This window comes from Streptomyces sp. NBC_01750, assembly GCF_035918095.1.
Lineage (GTDB): Bacteria > Actinomycetota > Actinomycetes > Streptomycetales > Streptomycetaceae > Streptomyces.
The window spans coordinates 2,453,854-2,471,933 of the sequence record NZ_CP109137.1 but is presented as its reverse complement, the minus strand read 5'-3'; the positions used below and the strand labels follow the sequence as shown (position 1 = coordinate 2,471,933).

The 18,080-nt window shown below is 71.0% G+C and carries 16 protein-coding genes; 5 read left to right on the top strand and 11 right to left on the bottom strand.

Translation table 11 applies throughout. The features are described from left to right. Positions 1-8: 8 nt before the first annotated feature. The 7 genes from OG966_RS11215 to OG966_RS11185 form a co-directional block, all read right to left on the bottom strand. Positions 9-1,496 (bottom strand): phytoene desaturase family protein, encoded by a 1,488-nt coding sequence (locus tag OG966_RS11215; RefSeq protein WP_326649365.1) that lies wholly within the window; start codon positions 1,494-1,496, stop codon positions 9-11. A gap of 66 nt (positions 1,497-1,562) precedes the next feature. Then, on the bottom strand, positions 1,563-2,180 hold the full coding sequence (locus OG966_RS11210; RefSeq protein ID WP_326649364.1) for a DUF4126 domain-containing protein: 618 nt from the start codon (positions 2,178-2,180) through the stop codon (positions 1,563-1,565). Between the two features lie 443 nt (positions 2,181-2,623). Continuing rightward, positions 2,624-3,235, bottom strand: coding sequence for a TetR/AcrR family transcriptional regulator (locus OG966_RS11205; RefSeq protein WP_326649363.1), 612 nt, complete (start codon positions 3,233-3,235; stop codon positions 2,624-2,626). 29 nt (positions 3,236-3,264) lie between these two features. Beyond that, positions 3,265-5,352, bottom strand: a complete 2,088-nt coding sequence (locus OG966_RS11200; RefSeq protein ID WP_326649362.1) for a YhgE/Pip domain-containing protein — start codon at positions 5,350-5,352, stop codon at positions 3,265-3,267. Next, the gene (locus OG966_RS11195) at positions 5,324-6,217 is read right to left on the bottom strand and encodes an ATP-binding cassette domain-containing protein (protein ID WP_326649361.1); all 894 of its coding nucleotides are present in this window, start codon (positions 6,215-6,217) and stop codon (positions 5,324-5,326) included. Before OG966_RS11195 ends, OG966_RS11200 begins: the two co-directional genes overlap by 29 nt. A gap of 77 nt (positions 6,218-6,294) precedes the next feature. Further along, a complete protein-coding gene (locus OG966_RS11190) occupies positions 6,295-7,254 on the bottom strand; it encodes an MASE1 domain-containing protein (protein WP_326649359.1) in 960 nt (319 codons plus the stop codon). Between the two features lie 54 nt (positions 7,255-7,308). Then, on the bottom strand, positions 7,309-8,136 hold the full coding sequence (locus tag OG966_RS11185) for a PP2C family protein-serine/threonine phosphatase (protein ID WP_326649358.1): 828 nt from the start codon (positions 8,134-8,136) through the stop codon (positions 7,309-7,311). A 161-nt stretch (positions 8,137-8,297) separates the two neighbouring features. On the opposite strand from OG966_RS11185, the gene OG966_RS11180 reads away from it, so the two are divergent. The 3 genes from OG966_RS11180 (at position 8,298) to OG966_RS11170 (ending at position 10,382) form a co-directional block, all read left to right on the top strand. Further along, positions 8,298-8,837 (top strand): SAV_6107 family HEPN domain-containing protein, encoded by a 540-nt coding sequence (locus tag OG966_RS11180; protein ID WP_326649357.1) that lies wholly within the window; start codon positions 8,298-8,300, stop codon positions 8,835-8,837. Positions 8,838-8,972: 135 nt separating this feature from the next. Then, the gene (locus tag OG966_RS11175; RefSeq protein WP_326649356.1) at positions 8,973-9,731 is read left to right on the top strand and encodes a class I SAM-dependent methyltransferase; all 759 of its coding nucleotides are present in this window, start codon (positions 8,973-8,975) and stop codon (positions 9,729-9,731) included. Positions 9,732-9,980: 249 nt separating this feature from the next. Beyond that, positions 9,981-10,382, top strand: a complete 402-nt coding sequence (locus tag OG966_RS11170) for a DUF3040 domain-containing protein (RefSeq protein ID WP_326649355.1) — start codon at positions 9,981-9,983, stop codon at positions 10,380-10,382. Between the two features lie 143 nt (positions 10,383-10,525). Here the strand turns inward: OG966_RS11170 and OG966_RS11165 are convergent, their stop codons facing one another. The 4 genes from OG966_RS11165 to OG966_RS11150 all read right to left on the bottom strand — a co-directional run bounded on the left by OG966_RS11165 (position 10,526) and on the right by OG966_RS11150 (position 16,091). Continuing rightward, complete coding sequence (locus OG966_RS11165; protein ID WP_326649354.1) at positions 10,526-12,949, bottom strand: transglutaminase TgpA family protein; 2,424 nt, start codon at positions 12,947-12,949, stop codon at positions 10,526-10,528. Next, positions 12,946-14,301, bottom strand: coding sequence for a DUF58 domain-containing protein (locus tag OG966_RS11160; protein WP_326649353.1), 1,356 nt, complete (start codon positions 14,299-14,301; stop codon positions 12,946-12,948). Before OG966_RS11160 ends, OG966_RS11165 begins: the two co-directional genes overlap by 4 nt. Further along, complete coding sequence (locus OG966_RS11155; RefSeq protein WP_326649352.1) at positions 14,301-15,347, bottom strand: AAA family ATPase; 1,047 nt, start codon at positions 15,345-15,347, stop codon at positions 14,301-14,303. Before OG966_RS11155 ends, OG966_RS11160 begins: the two co-directional genes overlap by 1 nt. Positions 15,348-15,548: 201 nt before the next feature. Continuing rightward, entirely contained in the window at positions 15,549-16,091 is a 543-nt protein-coding gene (locus tag OG966_RS11150; protein ID WP_326649351.1) for a beta-class carbonic anhydrase, read from the bottom strand. Between the two features lie 339 nt (positions 16,092-16,430). Between OG966_RS11150 and rsmH the strand changes: the two genes are divergently transcribed. Together rsmH and OG966_RS11140 are read left to right on the top strand one after the other, a co-directional pair. Then, positions 16,431-17,384, top strand: coding sequence for a 16S rRNA (cytosine(1402)-N(4))-methyltransferase RsmH (rsmH, locus tag OG966_RS11145; RefSeq protein ID WP_326649350.1), 954 nt, complete (start codon positions 16,431-16,433; stop codon positions 17,382-17,384). After that, positions 17,381-18,076: an FtsB family cell division protein gene (locus OG966_RS11140; RefSeq protein ID WP_406732359.1), complete on the top strand. Its 696-nt coding sequence runs from the start codon at positions 17,381-17,383 to the stop codon at positions 18,074-18,076. Before rsmH ends, OG966_RS11140 begins: the two co-directional genes overlap by 4 nt. Positions 18,077-18,080: the final 4 nt, after the last annotated feature.

Below are 18,080 nucleotides of genomic sequence, written 5' to 3'. Positions count from 1 at the left end.
GCGATGGCTCACTGAGAGCCACGGAAGTCCTTGCCCTCCACGATCAGTCCGGCCACCAGCGCCCCCGACATTCCGGCATGCGCCAGTCCGCCGCCCGGGTGCGACCGGCCGCCCACCAGATACAGACCGGGCAGCCGGGTGCTGTTCGCCGGGTGCAGATAGCGTCCGCCGACCCCGGCGAGCGCGGGCGCGGGCAACGCACCCGTCTCAGCGGGCGTACGGATCTCGTGCCACAACAGGCGCTCGCGTATCTCTCGCACGGCCGCGCCCGCGGCGTCGATGAGCAACCCGGCGTACCGCTCGCGCAGCTCCGCTTCCGTCCAGTCGACCTGGCCGCCGTGTGCCGCGACGGTCGCCGAGAGGGTCACCGCCTCGTGCGCGTCGTCCGGGCGGGTACGCGGATCGTCCGGTCGCAGCACGGTGACGGTGGGCCGCTCGGCCGTCCGGCCGCCGAAGACGGCCAGAGCCTCGGCGCCGGTGTCGGGTGAGTGGACCACGCTCCGGTGGACGGCGGACGCGGGCCGTGTCCCGCGCAGCGCCAGCAGCACGGTGAACCTGCCGGGCAACTGTGAACCGCCGGCGGTCCCTTGGGGCCGTACGTCTTTGTCCTGCCAGAGCTCATGTGCCACCAGATCGGCGGCCTCGACGCCTGCCACCACATGGTCGGCCCCGGCGACCGCCCCGCCGACGAGCTCGACTCCCGCCGCCCGCCCGTCCTTCTCGACGATGCGGGCCACCTCGGTCCCGAAGACGAACTCCACCTTCCGGGCCAGACACCGCTCGTACACCGCGCGGGCCAGCTCCCGCATCCCGCCCTCGACGTACCAACTGCCGAAGGTCTGTTCCATGTACGGCAGCAGGGCGGCACCCGCCGGGGCATGCCGGGGATCCAGGCCGTACGCGAGGGCATACCCCTCGAGGAGCGCGGCCAGCCGCGGGTCGGCCAGCTCCCGGGCGCCGACCTCGGCGACCGTGGACGCCTGCCGGGTGCGCAGCAACTTGCGCTGCCGCGGCGCCGGATAGGGATCGCGTGCGAGCACCTGCCAGTCGGTCCGCAGGGGCTCCTCGAGCAGGGGGCGCCGGGAACGGTCCCAGGCGTCCCGGGCCCGGCCCAGGAACGCGCCCCACCGCTCGCCCGCTCCCGCGCCCAGCGCGGCTTCGAGCGCGGAGACGACTCCGGCCCGCGAGGCGTTCGGCAGGGACACCTCGGTGCCGTCGGCGAAGAGATGCCGGCCCGCCGGGTCCACCTGGACGAGCCCGACGCACCGCTCCAGCGGTTCCTTGCCCGTCTTGATGAACAAGTCCCGCCAGACGGCGGGCAGATGCAGCAGACCGGGTCCGGTGTCGAAGACGAAGCCCTCGCGCTCGAACCGGCCCACCGCGCCGCCGTAGGTCGCCGAGCGCTCGTACACCGTCACCCGGTGGCCTGCCACGGCCAGCCGGGCGGCAGCCGCCATGGCGCCCATCCCGGCGCCGATCACCGCAATCCGTGCCATGTCCGCGACTTTATCGGCCACCACTGACAGTCCGTCGCGGTGGCTCTTCCGAGCGGTCCGGTCCGGTCACCAGGGCGCTCTGGACGCTTCCGCGCCCGCCGGCCGTCTCTCCTCGCGGCGCTGTGCTCTGCGCCGCAGGAAACGGCGGATCTTCGTGGCGAGGAAGGCCAGTATCACGATGCCCAGCAGGAGCAGCGTCCCGGCGACGAGCGCGGCCGCCAGCGGATGGAAGATCGCGAAGGTGATGATCCCGGCGACGCCCAGATCCTCCGCCATGCTCACCGCGACATTGCTGAACGGCTCGGGCGAGGTGTTGACCGCCATCCGGGTGCCGGCCTTGACCAGGTGGCTCATCAATGCGGTCGAGCCGCCGACGGCGCCCGCCGCGAGCTCCGGAAGCGAGCCGCTCTCCCCGGCCAGCAGCGCGGCCACGACCGCGCCCGCCACCGGCCGGATCACGGTGTGCGCGGTGTCCCATACGGAGTCGACGTACGGGATTTTGTCCGCCACCGCCTCGCAGAGGAACAGCACGCCCGCAACGATCAGGACATCGGTGCGCTGCAGTGATGCGGGCACCTCGTCGGTGAGCCCGGTCGCGCCGAAGATGCCGAACAGCAGGACCACCGCATAGGCATTGATCCCGCTGGCCCAGCCGCTGATGAAGACGAGAGGGAGTACGGACACGGACGCGATCGTAACCAGACCCCGGCGCGCGCGGGTGGGGTTGAGCACGGATGGCTGAGTATCCGTACCTAGGGGGCGAGATGAGTACGCGCGCGGATGGGGTCCTACCTGCGCAGAAGGAAGAGTGGTGACCACGGAAGGGGCGCAGCGCCGGCACCGCCGACACGGGGCGGCGGAACGGCGCGGCTCCCCGGACGGAGCGGGGGGAGCACGACGGAGAACCCAGTGACCACGGGGAAAAACGGGGGTAACGGGTTCTTCGGCACGACGGGGGCCAACGGGGGGCCAACGGGGGGACACGGGGGAAACGCCGGTCGGGCGAGGCTCGGGGGGATCGAGCCTCGCCCGACCGGCACTTTTCTGTCCCTGTCCGTCTCTGTGCGGCCGCGTCTGCCCCGACTGTCTTCGTGCGACGTCTTCGTCCGGGCCGCCGTATGGAAGGTCTAACGGCCACTCACACGGCCGTGCAGCAACCGCGACAGCGCCGAGTGCACATCCTCGAGCGACCGTTCCGGCTGGAACGCCTGCCAGTCCAGCGCTGCCACCAGCACCATCCCGACCAACGCGGCGGCCGTCAGCGGCACATCGATCTCCTCGCTCAGCTCGCCGCTCTCGACTGCTTCCCGCAGGACCGTCTCGACCACGGCCACCGCCTGCTGCCGTACGACGAGAAGCGTCGACTGCCAGGCCCGGTTGGTGCGCCACAGCTCGGCGACGTACAGCTGGGTGAAGGCCGGATAACGCTCGATGAAGCCCAGACCGGCCTTGATCATCGCGTCCAGCGCCTCGACCTTGGTGCCGCCGTGCTCCGCCGTCTCGTCGGCGGCGGACTGCAGTGAGGCTGTCAGCAACCCGACGCCGTACCGCAGCAGCTCCTCGAAGAGCTCGGTCTTGCTCTTGAAGTTGTAGTAGACCGTGCCCTTGGCGACCCCGGCGCGTTCGGCGATCTCGTCCACCGTCGTGGCGGAGAAGCCCTGCTCGGCTATGAGCGTCACCGCGGCCTCGTAGAGCTTTGCCCGGGTCGCCCGGCGTCTGGTGCTGGTGCTGCTGTCCATGGCGTCGATTCTCACAGGTCCGCCCGCTCCTACAGACTCAGCTCGGGGTGCAGACGGTCTATCGTCCACACCTGCTTGCGCCGCGCCGACACGGCAGTCAGCGCGATCGCGCCCCCGGTGAAGGCGGCCAGTACCGCGCACGCCTGCCACACCGGGCCGAGGCCGCCGCCCGTGATGAGCGTGCGCAGCGCCCCGACGACGTAACTCATCGGGAGGAAGGGATGGATCGCATTGAAGAACGCCGGACTGGTCTGTACGGGGTAGGTGCCGCCGGCCGAGGTCAGCTGGAGCATCAGCAGCGCCAGTACGAGGATCCGGCCCGCTGCTCCGAAGCGAGCGTTCAGCCACTGGATGATCGCGGCGAAGCAGCAGGTCACCAGTGCCAGGAAGCCGATCGCGCCGGCCGCGTACGCCATCTGCAGGCCGAGGCCCCAGTGCAGTACCGACATCAGCGCACCGACCTGCAGCAGGCCGATCGCGGCGACGGGCAGCCAGCCGGCCAGCGCGATCCGCCAGGCGGAGGTGCCCGTGGAGAGGGCCCGCCGGTTGAGCGGCTGGATGATCATGTACGCCACCATCGAGCCCACCCAGAGGGAGAGCGGGATGAAGTACGGGGCGAAGCCGGTGCCGTAGTTGGGCGCCTTGTGCAGGGCCTGGCCGGCCAGCTTCACGGGGTCGGCCATCACCTCGGTACGGCGGTCGCGGTCCTTCTTGCCGTAGTCGGGGATCTTGTCCACGCCGCTGTTCAGTCCGCCGGCCAGCTCGGTCGAGCCGTCAGCGATCTTGAAGAGCCCGCCGTCCAGTTTGCCCGCGCCCTTCTTGAGCCTGCCGACGCCGGTGTCGAGGTCACTGGAGCCCGTCTTGGCGCTGCTCAGCCCGGTGTGCAGCTTGTCCGCTCCCTGAGCGACCTTCTTCGCACCCGAGTTGAGCTCGTTGATCTTGTCGACGGCCGACTCCAGATCCTCGTCGAGACGCGGTGAGCGCCTGGCGAGGTCTGTCGCCTTCTTCTGCAGGTCGGCGAGGTGGCCGTCCAGCTTCTTCAAATCGCCCTTGTTGTCCTTCACCAGCACGTTGACGTCGTCTGCGACCTTGGCGACATCGGCCGCCGTGGTCTTGGCGCGCTTCAGTGCGGGGCAGACGGTCGGGTCGGGCAGCAGCGCGTCCTCACAGTGCGTCTTGTAGATCGCGCTCAGCTCGTCCGCCGACTTGTGGGCGAGGACGGCCGATCCGGGAGCCGTCTTCACGAGGATGTCGAGGTTGTGGCGGACCGCCTGGGAGGAGTCGGCGACCAGCCGGGCCGTGTCACCGATCGTCCTGCCGTTGTCCTTGAGGTACGGACGTACGTCGGCGGCCATCCCGTTGACCTTGCCGGCGAGCATCTGGGTGCCTTCCCAGACCTGCTTGGATCCGGTCTCGAGATCGCTCGCGCCCTTGTTGAGCTTGGAGAGGCCGCCGACCAGCTTGCCGCTGCCGTCCTTGGCGTCCTTCAGCCCGTCCGCGAGGTCCTTGGAGCCCTTCTTCGCCTTGCCGACCCCGTCCTTGAGCCGGTCGGCGCCCTTCGCGGCCTTCTCCGTCGCGTCATGGATGTCGGAGAAGGAGATGAAGATCCGGTCGAGGAAGGAGCGGGAGGCGTTGGTCGAGGCGGCGGTACGGACTTCGGAGAAGACCGTCCGCGAGATCTGCCCGACGATGTAGTTGTTGGCGTCGTTCGTGCGTACCTGAAGGGCGCCGGTCTCGGGAGAGTCGCCGGAGCTGGACGCGATGCGCTTGCTGAAGTCCTTCGGCATGGTCAGCGAGAGGTAGTACGCGCCGTCCTCGACGCCCTTGCGGGCATCGGCGGCGCTGGCCTCGTGCCATTCGAAGACCTTGCTCTCCAGCAGGCCTTTGGTGATCTCGTCGCCGGCCGCGACCTTCCTGCCTGCGGCGGTGGCTCCCTTGTCGTCGTTGACGAGCGCGACGGGTATCCGGTCGAGCTGACCGTAGGGATCCCAGAACGACCACAGGTACAGGGCGCCGTACAGCAGCGGCAGCAGCAGGACTGCGACGAGCGCGGCGCGCGGCAGCTTCCCCCTGCCGAACCGCTTCAGCTCAAGCGCGGCCAGTTTCGGCGAGCGCATCGGCCGCCCCCTCCTCGTTGGTGTCCTCGATCGTGACTTCGGGCTTCGGCCGGACCGTGCTTTCGGGCTTCGGTCCGGTCGGGTCTTCGGACTTCGGCCGGGCCGTGCCTCCTGGCGCGTGCCCGGTCGGGTCTTCGCTCCTCGGAGCGGTGTCCGCGAGGGTGCGGATCGTCGTCGTGCCCTCGGGGGCCTGGCTGCAGACGGCGAGCACGGTCGTACCGCCGTCGGCGACGGAGCGGAGCAGCTTCCAGGCCTCGGCCCGGTCGCTGTCGGAAAGTTTGAGATCGGTGTCGTCGACGGCGAGCAGCCGCGGACGGCCGACCAGCGCGAGGGCGACGGACAGGCGCAGCGCCTCAAGGCGCTCCAGATCGCGTACGGCCGTGCGCTCCTCCTTGGCCAGAGTGGCCAGGTCCAGCCCCGCCGCCTCCAGTGCCTCGGCGATACGGCTCCGGGCCGCGGCGACCCGCTCGGCGCGGGGCCGCAGCAGGGTGCGCAGCGAGCCGTCGAAGCGGCGCTGCAGCAGAGCGCGTTCGCGCAGATGTTCGGCGACGGTCAGCGCCGGGTCGAGCTCGCTGACGCCCGCTACCGGGCCGAGTGCGCTGATCCGGCGTACGGCGGCCATCTTCCGCGGCAGCTGCAGGCCGCCGGCCTCGCCCCGGCCCTCGGTGGGACGCATCCGGCCGGTGAGCGCGAGCAGCAGACAGGTACGGCCGGATCCGGACGGGCCTTCGATCGCGATGAGTGAGCCGGGTTCCGCCTCGATGCTCACCGAGCGGAACGCCCAGCCGCGCGGGCCCTTGAGCCCGAAGCCCTCGGCCGTGACGGCTGCCCCGTGACTGCCGTCGGGGCTGACAGGGCTGTCCATGTTCCCCCCAAAGTTTTTGAACTGACTGGTCAGTTCAAAAACTACCCCAGCTGTGGACCGAAGCAAAACCCGGCTGGTCAGACGTCGTTCGAATCCGGGCGCGGCTCGATGTCGGCCACCATCCCGGCGAGCCGTGTGCAGACCCGTGCGAGCTCCTCATGGGTCTTGTTCCGCTCGGTGATGACCGCCGCGAGCAGCAGGGCCGTCAGCGCCGTGATGCCGTTGAAGGCCTGCAGCGTGACCATGCTGTCGAACAGGTCCTGACCGGCGAACGGGCCGGTCTCCGCGGCCGCGGCGAGGATCGCCAGCGTCGACACCCCCAGGGCGCACGGCGCGGCACCGGCCAGCTGGAAGCGGAAGGCGGCCCAGATCAGGAACGGGAAGACCACGAAGAGCAGGGACGAGTTGGTGGTGTGTGTCGCGAGAATCGTCGCGAAGAGCGTGCCCAGCGCCAGCGCCACCGCCTCGATCCAGCGGACGAGCCCGGCGCGCCGCGGCCACCGGGCCCTGCGGAGGGTGAGCAGGAACGGAGTGACGACAAGGACCCCCATCGCGTCGCCGGTCCACCACACCGACCACGTCGGCCAGAAGGCGCTCGCCTTCAGCGCCCCGGCCAGCACCAGCACACCGCTGCCCACGGTCGAGCTGATCAGCATCCCGGCCAGCGCGCCGAGGAAAACGAGTGCCAGTACGTCCCGCAGCCGGTCCAGTTGCTCGCGGAACTCCGCACGGCGCAGCATCAGGTACGCGCAGATCGGGGCCAGGGTGTTGCCGGCGACGATGCCCAGCACGGCGAGGGGCGAAGGGCCGATGGACGCATTGGCCAGGAAGGCGCCGAGCGCGATGCCCGGCCAGATCCGCAGACCGAGGACGAGCAGACCGGCCAGGGCCACCCCCGTCGGCGGCCACAGGGGCGTGACCTGACCGCGCACCAGCTGCTGAAGAAGCCCGAGCCGGGCGGACCCGTAGTAGACGGCGGCGACAGCGAGGATCCGCAGAGCAGCAGACCCATAACCACCGATCTCCGCATTGCGCACCACTGCAGTCTGCGCTCCCGGTGGGCCCGCGGCGACTCAGGTGGCGCCGAGCGGTTACCGGGACTCCGGCGGGCCGTCGTAGCGCACAACGAGAACGGCGGCATCGTCACGGTGGCCGGTCCGATCCGCCACCTTGACGACGGCTGAGGCCAGTACGTCGGGGTCGGCGTCGAATCCCGCGCGCACGAGCTGATGCACCTCGGCCAGACCGGCCTCCATCGGGTAGTGCGGTCCTTCCACGACCCCGTCGGTGAGCAGGACGAGGACTCCTGCCTCCAGTAGCCGCCGGTGGGTCACCGGATAGCGCTCGCCGGCCACGACGCCGAGGGGCGGGCCGCCGCGGTCCAGGGCGATGCCGGAGCGGCCGCCGGCGGTGGCCCAGACCATCGGCACATGACCGGCCCGGGACACGGTGAGATCGCGGCTGAGCGGGTCGAAACGCAGGAAGCAGCAGGTCGCGAAGAGGCCGAAGCTCATCGAGATCAGCAGGTCGTTGGCGCGGCTCAGTACCTCGCTCGGATCGCTCGTCGCCTCGGCGAGGGCCCGCAGGCTGGTGCGGACCTGTCCCATGAAGGCGACGGCCTCCACATCATGGCCCTGCACATCTCCGATCGAGAGCCCGAGCGACCCGTCCATCATCAGAAAGGCGTCGTACCAGTCGCCGCCCACGTCCAGCCCGTCCCGTGAGGGCGCGTACTTGGCCGCGATATGCACACCGAGCAGCTCCGGCAATTCGGGCGGGAGCATATGGCGCTGCAGGGCCATGGCCAGCTCTACCCGAGCCTGCTGGAGCTTGATCCGCTCCAGGGCCTGGTCGACGAGTCGCCCGAGGGTGATCAGGAGTTGCGCATTGTCGGGCGGGTCGTTGCGATGTCCGCGCATTGAGCGCTCCGGTGTCCCACAGCCTCCTCCTCTCACTCTAGCCGTCGTCCCCCGCACACCACCTCCAGAGGGAAGGGGGAGGTCAGAGCGATTGTCAGTGGCGCCCCTCACGATGGACACATACGGCCACAGCGCCGTCACACGACGACAGGAGGTTCGTCATGGCCAGCTCCTACGCAGCAGCCGCACACCGGCGCCGCGCCACCGGCCCTGCCCCCTCACCGACCGGACCGGCGAACGACGTGCACCCCGTCCTGCGGCGGGCCTCGGCACCGCCCGCCGCCCTCGACCTGCTCGCCCAGGCCCGCACGGGCCTCGACGAGGCCGCCACTCTCGAAACGCCGAACGAGCGTTACGCCACCGCACATCTGGCCGCCCTGCGCACCGCAGCCGCGGTCCTCGCCGCCCGCGGCCGCCCGGAGACCAGCGAGCGCCGCAGGCAGCGGATCCGCAGCGCCTGGGAAGTCCTGCCCGAGATAGCTCCGGAACTGTCCGAGTGGAGTGTTCTGTTCGCCTCCGGGGCCCGGCGCAGGGCGCGCGCCGAGGCCGGGATCCATGGCGCGGCGAGCAACCGCGACGCCGACGACCTGCTGCGCGACGCGGCCATGTTCCTGCGCCTGGTCGAGCGGATGCTCGTGCTGCAGCCGGTGCTGCCCCAGCCCCGGACGGAGCGACCGGAGACGGGTGACGCCGTGGGGTGATCCGGAGCTGGGGCGCCCGACGGAGGCAATAGGGTGGACTGCGTCTTCAACGTGTTCACCGCTTCACGGTGTTCGTCCGTCCGCCCCCTCACGCCCCGCACAGCCGGGGCGGCACCGTCCGAGGAGTCAACTGCCGTGTCGGACCCGATGCGACCCCGCGCCTCTCTCCGTACCGCCGTGGTCTGGGAGGTCCTCAAGGAGGCCCTCGACCGCCGGGTCAAGGCGGTCGGGACGGAAGCCCTGGACGTCCTCGACACCGGCGGCGGCAGCGGCAACTTCGCCGTGCCCGCGGCCAAGCTGGGGCACCGCGTCACCGTCGTCGACCCCAGCCCCAACGCGCTCTTCGCGCTGGAGCGCCGGGCCGCCGAGGCCGACGTGGCCGACCGCGTGCGCGGCGTCCAGGGCGACATCCACGGCCTCTTCGAGGTCGTCGAGCGCGGTGGCTACGACGCGGTGCTCTGCCACGGAGTCCTCGAGTACGTGGACGACCCCGCCGAGGGCGTACGGAACGCCGTGGACGCACTCCGGCCCAACGGCGCGCTCAGCCTGCTCGCCGCCGGGCTCGGCGGGGCTGTCCTGGCCAGGGCGCTGGCCGGGCACTTCACCGAGGCCCGCAACGCGCTGACCGACCCAGCGGGCCGGTGGGGCACCGGCGACCCGGTGCCGCGGCGCTTCACCGCCCAGCAGCTCACCGAACTCGTCAGTGCGGCCGGTGCCGAAGTCGGTGCCGTGCACGGCGTTCGGGTCTTCGCCGACCTGGTCCCGGGTGTCCTGGTGGACACCGAGCCCGGCGCTCTCGACGCGCTGCTCAAACTGGAGGCGGCGGCCGCCGAGCTGCCGGCCTTCCACTCGGTCGCGACCCAGCTCCACGTACTGGGCGAGAAGCGGGGCTGATCAGCGGCGCAGCCGCACATGGAGTACGCCACAGACCCCCCGATCGTGGCCTCCGCCCCGTATGATCGGTGGACACCATCCGGCATGACGGATCGGAGGTTGGGGAATTTACGCCTCGACACCGAGCCGGCATGGCGGCCCGGACTGGCGATTTGGCGTAGACGGCGGGTTTCACGGGGGCGATTCCCTGCCTATCCTGAAAGGGCCGCATACCGGTCGCCCCCCGCGACCGACGACTAGGAGGACTCCGTGCCGCTCTCGGAGCACGAGCAGCGAATGCTCGAGCAGATGGAGCGAGCGCTGTACGCCGAAGATCCCAAGTTCGCTACAGCGCTTGAGGGAAGCGGGCTGCGTACGTACACCCGGCGACGGGTCTACCAGGCGGTCGCAGGCTTCCTGGTGGGTATCGCGCTCCTCATGGCCGGAATGGTCGCGCAGCAGATCTGGATCAGCGTGGTGGGGTTCCTCGTCATGCTCGGCTGTGCGGTTCTCGCGGTCACCGGCTGGCGCAGAGCGCCCAAACCGGGTGAGCAACAGCCCCAGGGGGACCCGGCGGCATCAGCTCGCCGCCAGCCCCGCCGGCGCAGGTCGATGATGAACCGGATCGAGGAACGGTGGCAGCGTCGCCGCGACGAACAGGGCGGCCACTGAGCACCGCGGCTTCGTCGAAGTGACGTAGCAGAGCCGCGGTCCGGGTTCGTACGAGGCCGCGCTCATACACAAAAGCTTGCTGTACGGGTGAGGGGCGACGCTCAAGAGCGTCGCCCCTCACCCGTACTCGGATCCGCCTGGTGTCAGCCTCGCTGCCGGGACGGGCGGCGCAGAAGTGCCGTCCACCGGTCCAGGCGCCAACGGGGCACGCCCCACCGATCGGTGAGGGTCGCCCAGCGGGCCGAGAAGGCCCACATCACCCGAATGGCGGAACGGGGCGCGAGCAGTGCCCGCAGCCGCGTCACCCGGCTCGCCGCGTCGCCCAGCCCGGCCCGGATCAGCTCGGCGTCATCGGCCAGCCCCGTACCGGGCCGGGGCTCAGGGGCGTACAGCACCTGCTCCACCGCTCCGGCCACCCGGTGCACCGCGTCCGCCGCTTCGTCCTCCAGCCCTCCCAGCCGGACGATGCGCGCGGCCGCCTTTCGCTGTGTCTGCGAGTCGTCGGGCGTGATGCCGTGGTCCCAGGCCGTATCGGTGATCTCCTGCCAGGCCGCCAGCGTCCGGGCCGCGGCGTCCGCCGGCGTACGCCCACCCGAGCCGAGCCGTCGCGCACGCACCCTCATCCGCCAGAGCATCGGCAGCATCGGCAGCACCACCACCGCCAGCACGGCAAGAGCCACGCCCAGCACGGTCCCCAGCGAAGTCCCGGGGTCGGCGGGCGGCAGGATGTCCTGCGGCGCGGCCGCTCCGCACTCGCCGATCCGCTTCGCCTGCGCCGGGCAGTTGTCCTGGGCGGAGGGCGCTGCGGAGGGCGTCGGCGAGCTGCTGGCCCCGGGCTGCGCCGGGGTGGTCGGCTGACCGGACGGCGACTGCGCCCGCGTGTACTCGGGCGCGGAGCCCCGGGTCGGGGTCGGCTCGAACCGCGTCCATCCCACACCCTCGAAGTACAGCTCCGGCCAGGCGTGCGCCGCCTGCAGACCCACCGACATGGTGCCGTCCGACCGCGGGGCGCCCGGGGTGAAGCCCACCGCGACCCGCGCCGGAATCCCCAGCGTCCTGGCCATCGCGGCCATGGAGAACGAGAAGTGGACGCAGAAGCCTTCCTTCTGCCTCAGGAAGCGGGTGATCGCGGTGACACCCGTACCCGACTGGACCTGGGTGTCGTAGCTGAAGCCACCGTTCACGGCGAACCAGTCCTGCAGCTTGACGGCCCGCTCATAGTCGTTCGTGGCGCCCTTCGTCACCCTGCGCGCCGTGTTCCTGACCTCGTCGGGCAGCACATCGGGCACCTTGGTGTACTCGCGCAGCAGCGCGGCCGGCGGCGCTGGCGCCTTGGCCAGCTGGTCCGGCGTCGGCTTCACCAGCAGGCTGGTGACCGAGTACTGCGCTCCACGGGTGTTCTGGCCGCGGTCGCCGACCAGGGTCCGGCCGGTGGGCTCGTACCGCCAGCGGCCGTTGATCTGCACCTTCGTCGCCGGGTACGGGAGCGGCAGCCAGCTCTGCTTGTACGAGCCGGCCGCCGAAATGTTCGTCTTGATCTCGGTGGCGCCGACCGACGGACTCAGCCCGTCCGGCCGGGGCAGCTCGTCCGGTACGTCCTTGACCTTGCGCTCGGAGGACTTCCAGGCCGTGCCGTCGAACTGGTCCAGCGCGACGATCCGCAGATACAGGTCCTGGGTGTTCGTCGCGTTGGTGCGATACCGGATGACCTCGCGGTCCTCGGGCTGATTGAGGCTGTCCTGCAGCGAGACCAGCGGGTTCACCGCGGAGATGGTGCCGCCGCCCGCGCCCTGTCCGTCCCCGCTGCCCGCACTGCCCAGCAGCCCGCCGTCCAGCGCCGGCAGCGCCGCCGGGACCACGAGTGCCACGCCCAGCGCGAGCGCGCCGATACGCCGACCGGTACGGACCGGTGCCAGCGGATGGCCGCCCGCCGAGTCGAATCCGACCGCGGTACGCGCCTGTGCCGACGCGGCTCCGCCGAAGACCCGGCCCCACTGGGAGAGCCGGTCCCGGCCCTCGGCCAGCAGAAGCACCAGATATCCGGAGGCTGCGAGCAGGAACCAGAGCCAGCTCGCGTCGCCGCCGGAGAGCCCCGCGGCCACCGAATAGAGCGCCAGCAGCGGCAGCCCGGCCGGGGCCGAGCTGCGGAACGTCACCGCGAGGGCATCCACCGCGAGGCCGATCACCAGCACGCCGCCGATCACCATCAGCCTGATGCCGTCGGTCGCCGGCGCCGGGATCGCGTACCGCCCGACATCCTCGGCGCCCGCGTTCAGCAACTGGCCGAACTGCTCGATCGCCTCGGGCCCCGGCAGCAGCCCGAGGATCGCCTGGCCCCGGGCGAAGACCACGGTGAGCAGCAGCAGCGTGACGAGCGCCTGCACCGCCACCGTCAGCGGCCTGGCCAGCGGAACCCGCCGGGCGAGCGCGCCCACCCCGCTCTGGATCGCCAGCAGGAACGCCGCCTGCAGCATCCAGGAAGCCGGTTCGACCAGCGGCAGCATCGCGCCCGCCGCCATCAGCGTGGCGGCGAAGGCGCAGAGTGCCAGCCTTCCGCGACCGCTCATGACCAACCCCCAGAGAAACCGTTCGTACTGCCGCCGGGAGACTCGACGCGCTGCCGGCCGGCCTGCTGCCACAGATCGGACAGCGGTGTCCCGGGCGGCACGGCGAGCGCCGTCCAGCCCGCCTCGGACAGCTGCCTCAGCCGCTCGTCGACCGCCCCTGCGACCGCGCCGCTCGTCACCCAGGTCCCGCTGTCCAGGACGAAGGCGACAGCCGCGCCGCTGCGCTGCCGCATCCTGGCCGCGACGGCAGCCTGCTCCTCGTCCAGATCGCCGAAGAAGGCGATCAGCAGTCCTTCGTTCCCGCCGCGCAGGACGTCGTACGAGGGCGAGAGCCCCGCCCCGTCGGAGTGGTCGACAACCGCGAGCGTGTCCATCATCAGCCCCGCGGAGTCCGCGGACTCCTGGGTCGATCCGGCGAAGCCGTCGGCGCCCTCACCCGGCACCGAGTTCCCCGTGTCCGTCAACAGCCGGACCGCGAAACCCCGTTCCAGCATGTGCACCAGTGCGGAGGCCGCGCCCGAGACCGCCCACTCGAAGGCGGAGTCGGGACCGGCGCCCTGGTAGGCGACCCGCCGGGTGTCGAGCAGCACCGTGCATCTGGCGCGTTGCGGCTGCTCCTCGCGGCGCACCATCAGCTCGCCGTAGCGCGCGGTGGAGCGCCAGTGCACCCGGCGAAGATCGTCGCCGTAGCGGTAGGCGCGCGGGATGATGTCGTCGTCGCCCGCCAGCGCCAGCGAGCGCTGCCGCCCGTCGCCGTACCCCGAGGCCTCGCCCGCCAGCTTCACCGGAGGCAGCGCCTCGGTGTGCGGAATGACGGTCAGGGTGTCGTACGCGCTGAAGGAGCGGGTCAGCTCGCACATCCCGAACGGGTCGCTCAGCCGCAGCTGGAGCGGCCCGAGCGGATAGCGCCCGCGCAGATCCGAGCGCACCCGGTACGACACCTCGCGCCGGCCGCCCGCCTCCACCTGGTCGAGAACGAATCTGGGCCGCGGTCCCAGTACGTACGGCACATGGTCCTGGAGCATCAGCAGGCCGGTGGGCAGCCGCGAGACATTGTCCATTCGCAGATGCACCCGCGCCTCGGACCCCGCGGGCACCCGCAGGGGCGAAAGGCGCCGGCTGCCCGCGACCCGGTAGCGGGTGCGGTACAGCACGGCCACACAGACCAGCGGCAGTACGCCGAGCAGCAGTCCGACCCGCAACAGGTCGCCCTGCCCCAGGACATACGCGCACACCGCCGCGGCCACCCCGGCCGCGAGGAAGGAACGGCCGCGCGTGGTCAGCCCGCCCAGGGCCGCCCGCACCCCGCTGGTGTCCTTGCCTTCCGCGGCGGTGGGCGCCCCGGCCGACATCACAACCGCCGGGCGCCGGGCTGCTGGCCGTAGAGCGGCGACTGAGCCGGCCGGCCCGGGACATAAGAGCTCTCCGAGCCCCCGGCGGTGGGCACGGGGATGCGCTGCATGATCTCCAGCACGACCTGCTCGGCCGTACGGCGGTTCAACTGCGCCTGCGCGGTGGGCAGCAGCCGGTGCGCCAGCACCTGCACCGCCAGCGACTGGACGTCGTCCGGCAGGGCGTAGTCACGGCCGCTGAGCGCGGCTGTGGCCTTCGCGGCGCGCAGCAGATGCAGCGTGGCGCGCGGCGACGCTCCGAGTCTGAGATCCGGGTGGTTACGGGTGGCCGCCACCAGCTCCACGGCGTACCGCCGCACGGAATCGGCGACATGGACCGTACGCACCGCGTCGATGAGCTTCACGATGTCGTGGGCGTGCGCCACCGGCTGCAGATCGTCCAGCGGCGAGACGCCACCGTGCACATCGAGCATCTGCAGCTCGGCGTCCGCGCTGGGATAGCCGATCGACACCCGCGCCATGAAGCGGTCGCGCTGCGCCTCCGGCAGCGGGTACGTGCCCTCCATCTCCACCGGGTTCTGGGTGGCCACCACCATGAAGGGGCTGGGCAGTTCGTACGTGTGCCCGTCGATGGTGACCTGACGCTCCTCCATCGACTCCAGCAGCGCCGACTGGGTCTTCGGCGACGCGCGGTTGATCTCGTCGCCGATCACGATCTGGGCGAAGATCGCGCCCGGCTTGAACTCGAAGTCACGCCGTTGCTGGTCGAAGATCGACACACCGGTGATGTCCGACGGCAGCAGATCCGGTGTGAACTGGATACGCCGCACCGAACAGTCGATGGATCTCGCCAGCGCCTTGGCCAGCATTGTCTTGCCCACGCCCGGTACATCTTCGATGAGCAGATGCCCCTCGGCGAGCAGCACGGTCAGCGAAAGCCGTACGACCTCAGGCTTGCCCTCGATCACACCCTCCACCGACCTGCGGACACGCTCCGCTGTGGTGGTCAGATCTGTGAGGCTCGCTCGATCGTCATAGGTCGTCACCCGGCCCTCCTCGGCCCGTTCTGCGGGCCGGTTGCTCTTCGGACGGCCCGGCCCACCCCAAAACACGGACACCTTCTCCGGATGGTTCCGGAAGGGTGCCACACACGCATTCTTGTTGCCGCTACCGCGTCGTGTCACTCGCCTGTGGATAAGAGGGTGGGATATGCCGAGTTTGGTGTGTTTTCTCAGGTGTCCGACCGGTCACACTGCGGGGTCGATCTCCCGCAACCGACCGACCGTCACATCGAAGACGAAGCCGCGCACGTCGTCGGTGTGCGGAAGGAACGGTGAGGTGCGCACCCGCTGCATCGATTGCCGTACGTCCTGATCGACGTCCCGGAACGCCTCGACCGCCCAGGCCGGCCGCTGCCCGACCTCGTCCTCCAGCTCGTGCCGGAAGTCCTCGGTGAGCGACTCCAGGCCGCAGTTGGTGTGGTGGATGAGTATCACGCTGCGGGTGCCGAGCGCCCGCTGGCTGATGGTCAGCGACCGGATCACATCGTCCGTGACCACGCCGCCCGCGTTGCGGATCGTGTGGCAGTCGCCCAGCTCCAGGCCGAGCGCGTCGTGCAGGTCGAGCCGGGCGTCCATGCACGCGACCACGGCCACCTGCAGCACGGGACGCGCGTCCATCCCGGGGTCCTGGAAACGGGCGGCGTAGCGCAGGTTCGCCTCGACGAGACGGTCGGTGACCGTGTGGCCGGAACGTGCTGCGTCGGCGGAGTGGTGCGCGGAAGTCGACATAGGGACGACGGTAATGGTCACTGGCAGTCGAGGCCTGCTGTGAGACGGGACAAAGAACATCAATGAGGCTTGTTGTGAGCTAACCCACACGCGGGATGCGGCCGCGTCCGTACGGGTGAACCGTCACGTCCCGGAACCCGTCCTCACCCGCTCCGCGCCACGCGCCCGCCGGTTGATTGACCGGAAAGATGTGTGGACTAAAGTGACGCGAAGTTCACGGACACATCCTGCACATCCTGCAAGTTTGACGTTTTCCCCGCGTGTGCTGCGTACGTACGACCCTTCTGAGCGGGCGGGGACCCGGCAGTACGCACGCCCGCGCAGGACCTGAGAGGGCGCATGAGCCAGACCCGACACGTCCCGGTGATGCTCCAGCGGTGCCTGGACCTGTTGGCCCCGGCGCTGGACCGGCCGGGCGCGGTCGTCGTCGACTGCACCCTCGGCCTCGGCGGACACAGCGAGGCCCTGCTCACGCAGTTCCCCGAGGTACAGCTCGTCGCGCTCGACCGCGACACGGAGGCGCTGCGGCTGTCGGCCGAGCGGCTCGCGCCGTTCGGCGACCGGGCCACCCTGGTGCACGCCGTCTACGACGAGCTGCCCGACGTCCTTGAGCGCCTGAAGATCCCGAAGGTCCAGGGCATTCTCTTCGACCTCGGCGTCTCCTCCATGCAGCTCGACGAGGCGGACCGCGGATTCGCGTACGCCCAGGACGCCCCCCTCGATATGCGCATGGACCAGACGACCGGCATGAGCGCCGCCGAGGTCCTCAACACCTACCCGCCGGGCGAGCTGGTGCGGATCCTGCGCGCGTACGGCGAGGAGAAGCAGGCCAAGCGGATCGTGTCCGCGGTCGTACGGGAACGGGAGAAGGAGCCTTTCTCCAACAGCGCCCGGCTCGTCGAGCTGATCCGCGACGCGCTGCCGCAGGCAGCCAAGCGCACCGGTGGCAACCCGGCCAAGCGCACGTTCCAGGCGCTGCGTATCGAGGTCAACGGCGAACTGGCCGTTCTGGAGCGGGCCGTCCCGGCCGCCGTTCAAGCGCTCGCGGTCGGCGGCCGGATCGCCGTGCTCTCGTACCACTCGCTCGAGGACCGGCTGGTCAAGCACGTTTTCGCGGCCGGCGCGGCCAACACCGCGCCGCCCGGACTGCCCGTCGTACCCGAGCAGTACCAGCCACGGCTGAAGCTGCTGACCCGCGGCGCGGAACTCCCGACGGAGGAAGAGGTCGCCGAGAACCGCCGAGCGGCACCCGCGCGGTTCAGGGGAGCGCAGCGCATCCGGGAGGACGTGTGAGCGCAGCGGCCAAGCAGCTGAAGGGGCGGGCGGCGCGGCTCGCGCGGCTGATGCCGTCGGGGCCGAGCACCGCCGCCCGCACCCCCTTCGTCCTGCTGGTCGTGCTCCTCCTCAGCGGCGGGCTGATCACGCTGCTCCTGCTGAACTCCGCCCTCAACGAGGGCTCGTTCAGGCTGAGCGAGCTCAAGAAGCAGACCACCGAGCTCACCGACGAGGAACAGGCGCTGCAGCGGGACGTGGACAACCGTTCCGCCCCGGACGCGCTCGAGCGCCGGGCCCGCGAGCTCGGCATGGTGCCCGGAGGCAGTCCCGCTTTCCTGGACCCGGACGGCACGGTCCGCGGAGTGCCCCGCGAGGCCAAGGGGCAGCCCCGCCCGGAACCGTCTCCCATGGAGATCCAGCAACCGGTGGCGCCGACGCTCCCGGCATCCCCGGCGCCGTCCGCCTCCCGCCCGGACCGGGCTCCCGCCGCGCACCCCTCCGCATCCGCCCCGCCCACCGGGCAGGCACAGCAGTCCGCGCCCGCAGCCCCGCCCGCGCCTCGGACCCCCGCGCCCGCCCCGCCCGCCAAGCCGGCGCCCGCCCCGCCCGCCAAGCCCGCGCCCCCCGCGCCCGCCAAGCCCCCGCCCGCCAATGCGGCCAAGCCGTCGCAGGAACCCGCGAAGCCGCCCCCGACGACCCCCGGCAGGTGACGCA

What these genes read in the sequence shown, in the direction of transcription:
- OG966_RS11150 (WP_326649351.1), bottom strand. Translation starts at nt 16,091, where the DNA reads ATGTCGACTTCCGCGCACCACTCCGCCGACGCAGCACGTTCCGGCCAC.
- OG966_RS11160 (WP_326649353.1), bottom strand. Translation starts at nt 14,301, where the DNA reads ATGTCGGCCGGGGCGCCCACCGCCGCGGAAGGCAAGGACACCAGCGGG.
- OG966_RS11200 (WP_326649362.1), bottom strand. Translation starts at nt 5,352, where the DNA reads ATGCGCTCGCCGAAACTGGCCGCGCTTGAGCTGAAGCGGTTCGGCAGG.
- OG966_RS11165 (WP_326649354.1), bottom strand. Translation starts at nt 12,949, where the DNA reads ATGAGCGGTCGCGGAAGGCTGGCACTCTGCGCCTTCGCCGCCACGCTG.
- OG966_RS11185 (WP_326649358.1), bottom strand. Translation starts at nt 8,136, where the DNA reads ATGCGCGGACATCGCAACGACCCGCCCGACAATGCGCAACTCCTGATC.
- OG966_RS11205 (WP_326649363.1), bottom strand. Translation starts at nt 3,235, where the DNA reads ATGGACAGCAGCACCAGCACCAGACGCCGGGCGACCCGGGCAAAGCTC.
- OG966_RS11215 (WP_326649365.1), bottom strand. Translation starts at nt 1,496, where the DNA reads ATGGCACGGATTGCGGTGATCGGCGCCGGGATGGGCGCCATGGCGGCT.
- rsmH (WP_326649350.1), top strand. Translation starts at nt 16,431, where the DNA reads ATGAGCCAGACCCGACACGTCCCGGTGATGCTCCAGCGGTGCCTGGAC.
- OG966_RS11180 (WP_326649357.1), top strand. Translation starts at nt 8,298, where the DNA reads ATGGCCAGCTCCTACGCAGCAGCCGCACACCGGCGCCGCGCCACCGGC.
- OG966_RS11195 (WP_326649361.1), bottom strand. Translation starts at nt 6,217, where the DNA reads ATGGACAGCCCTGTCAGCCCCGACGGCAGTCACGGGGCAGCCGTCACG.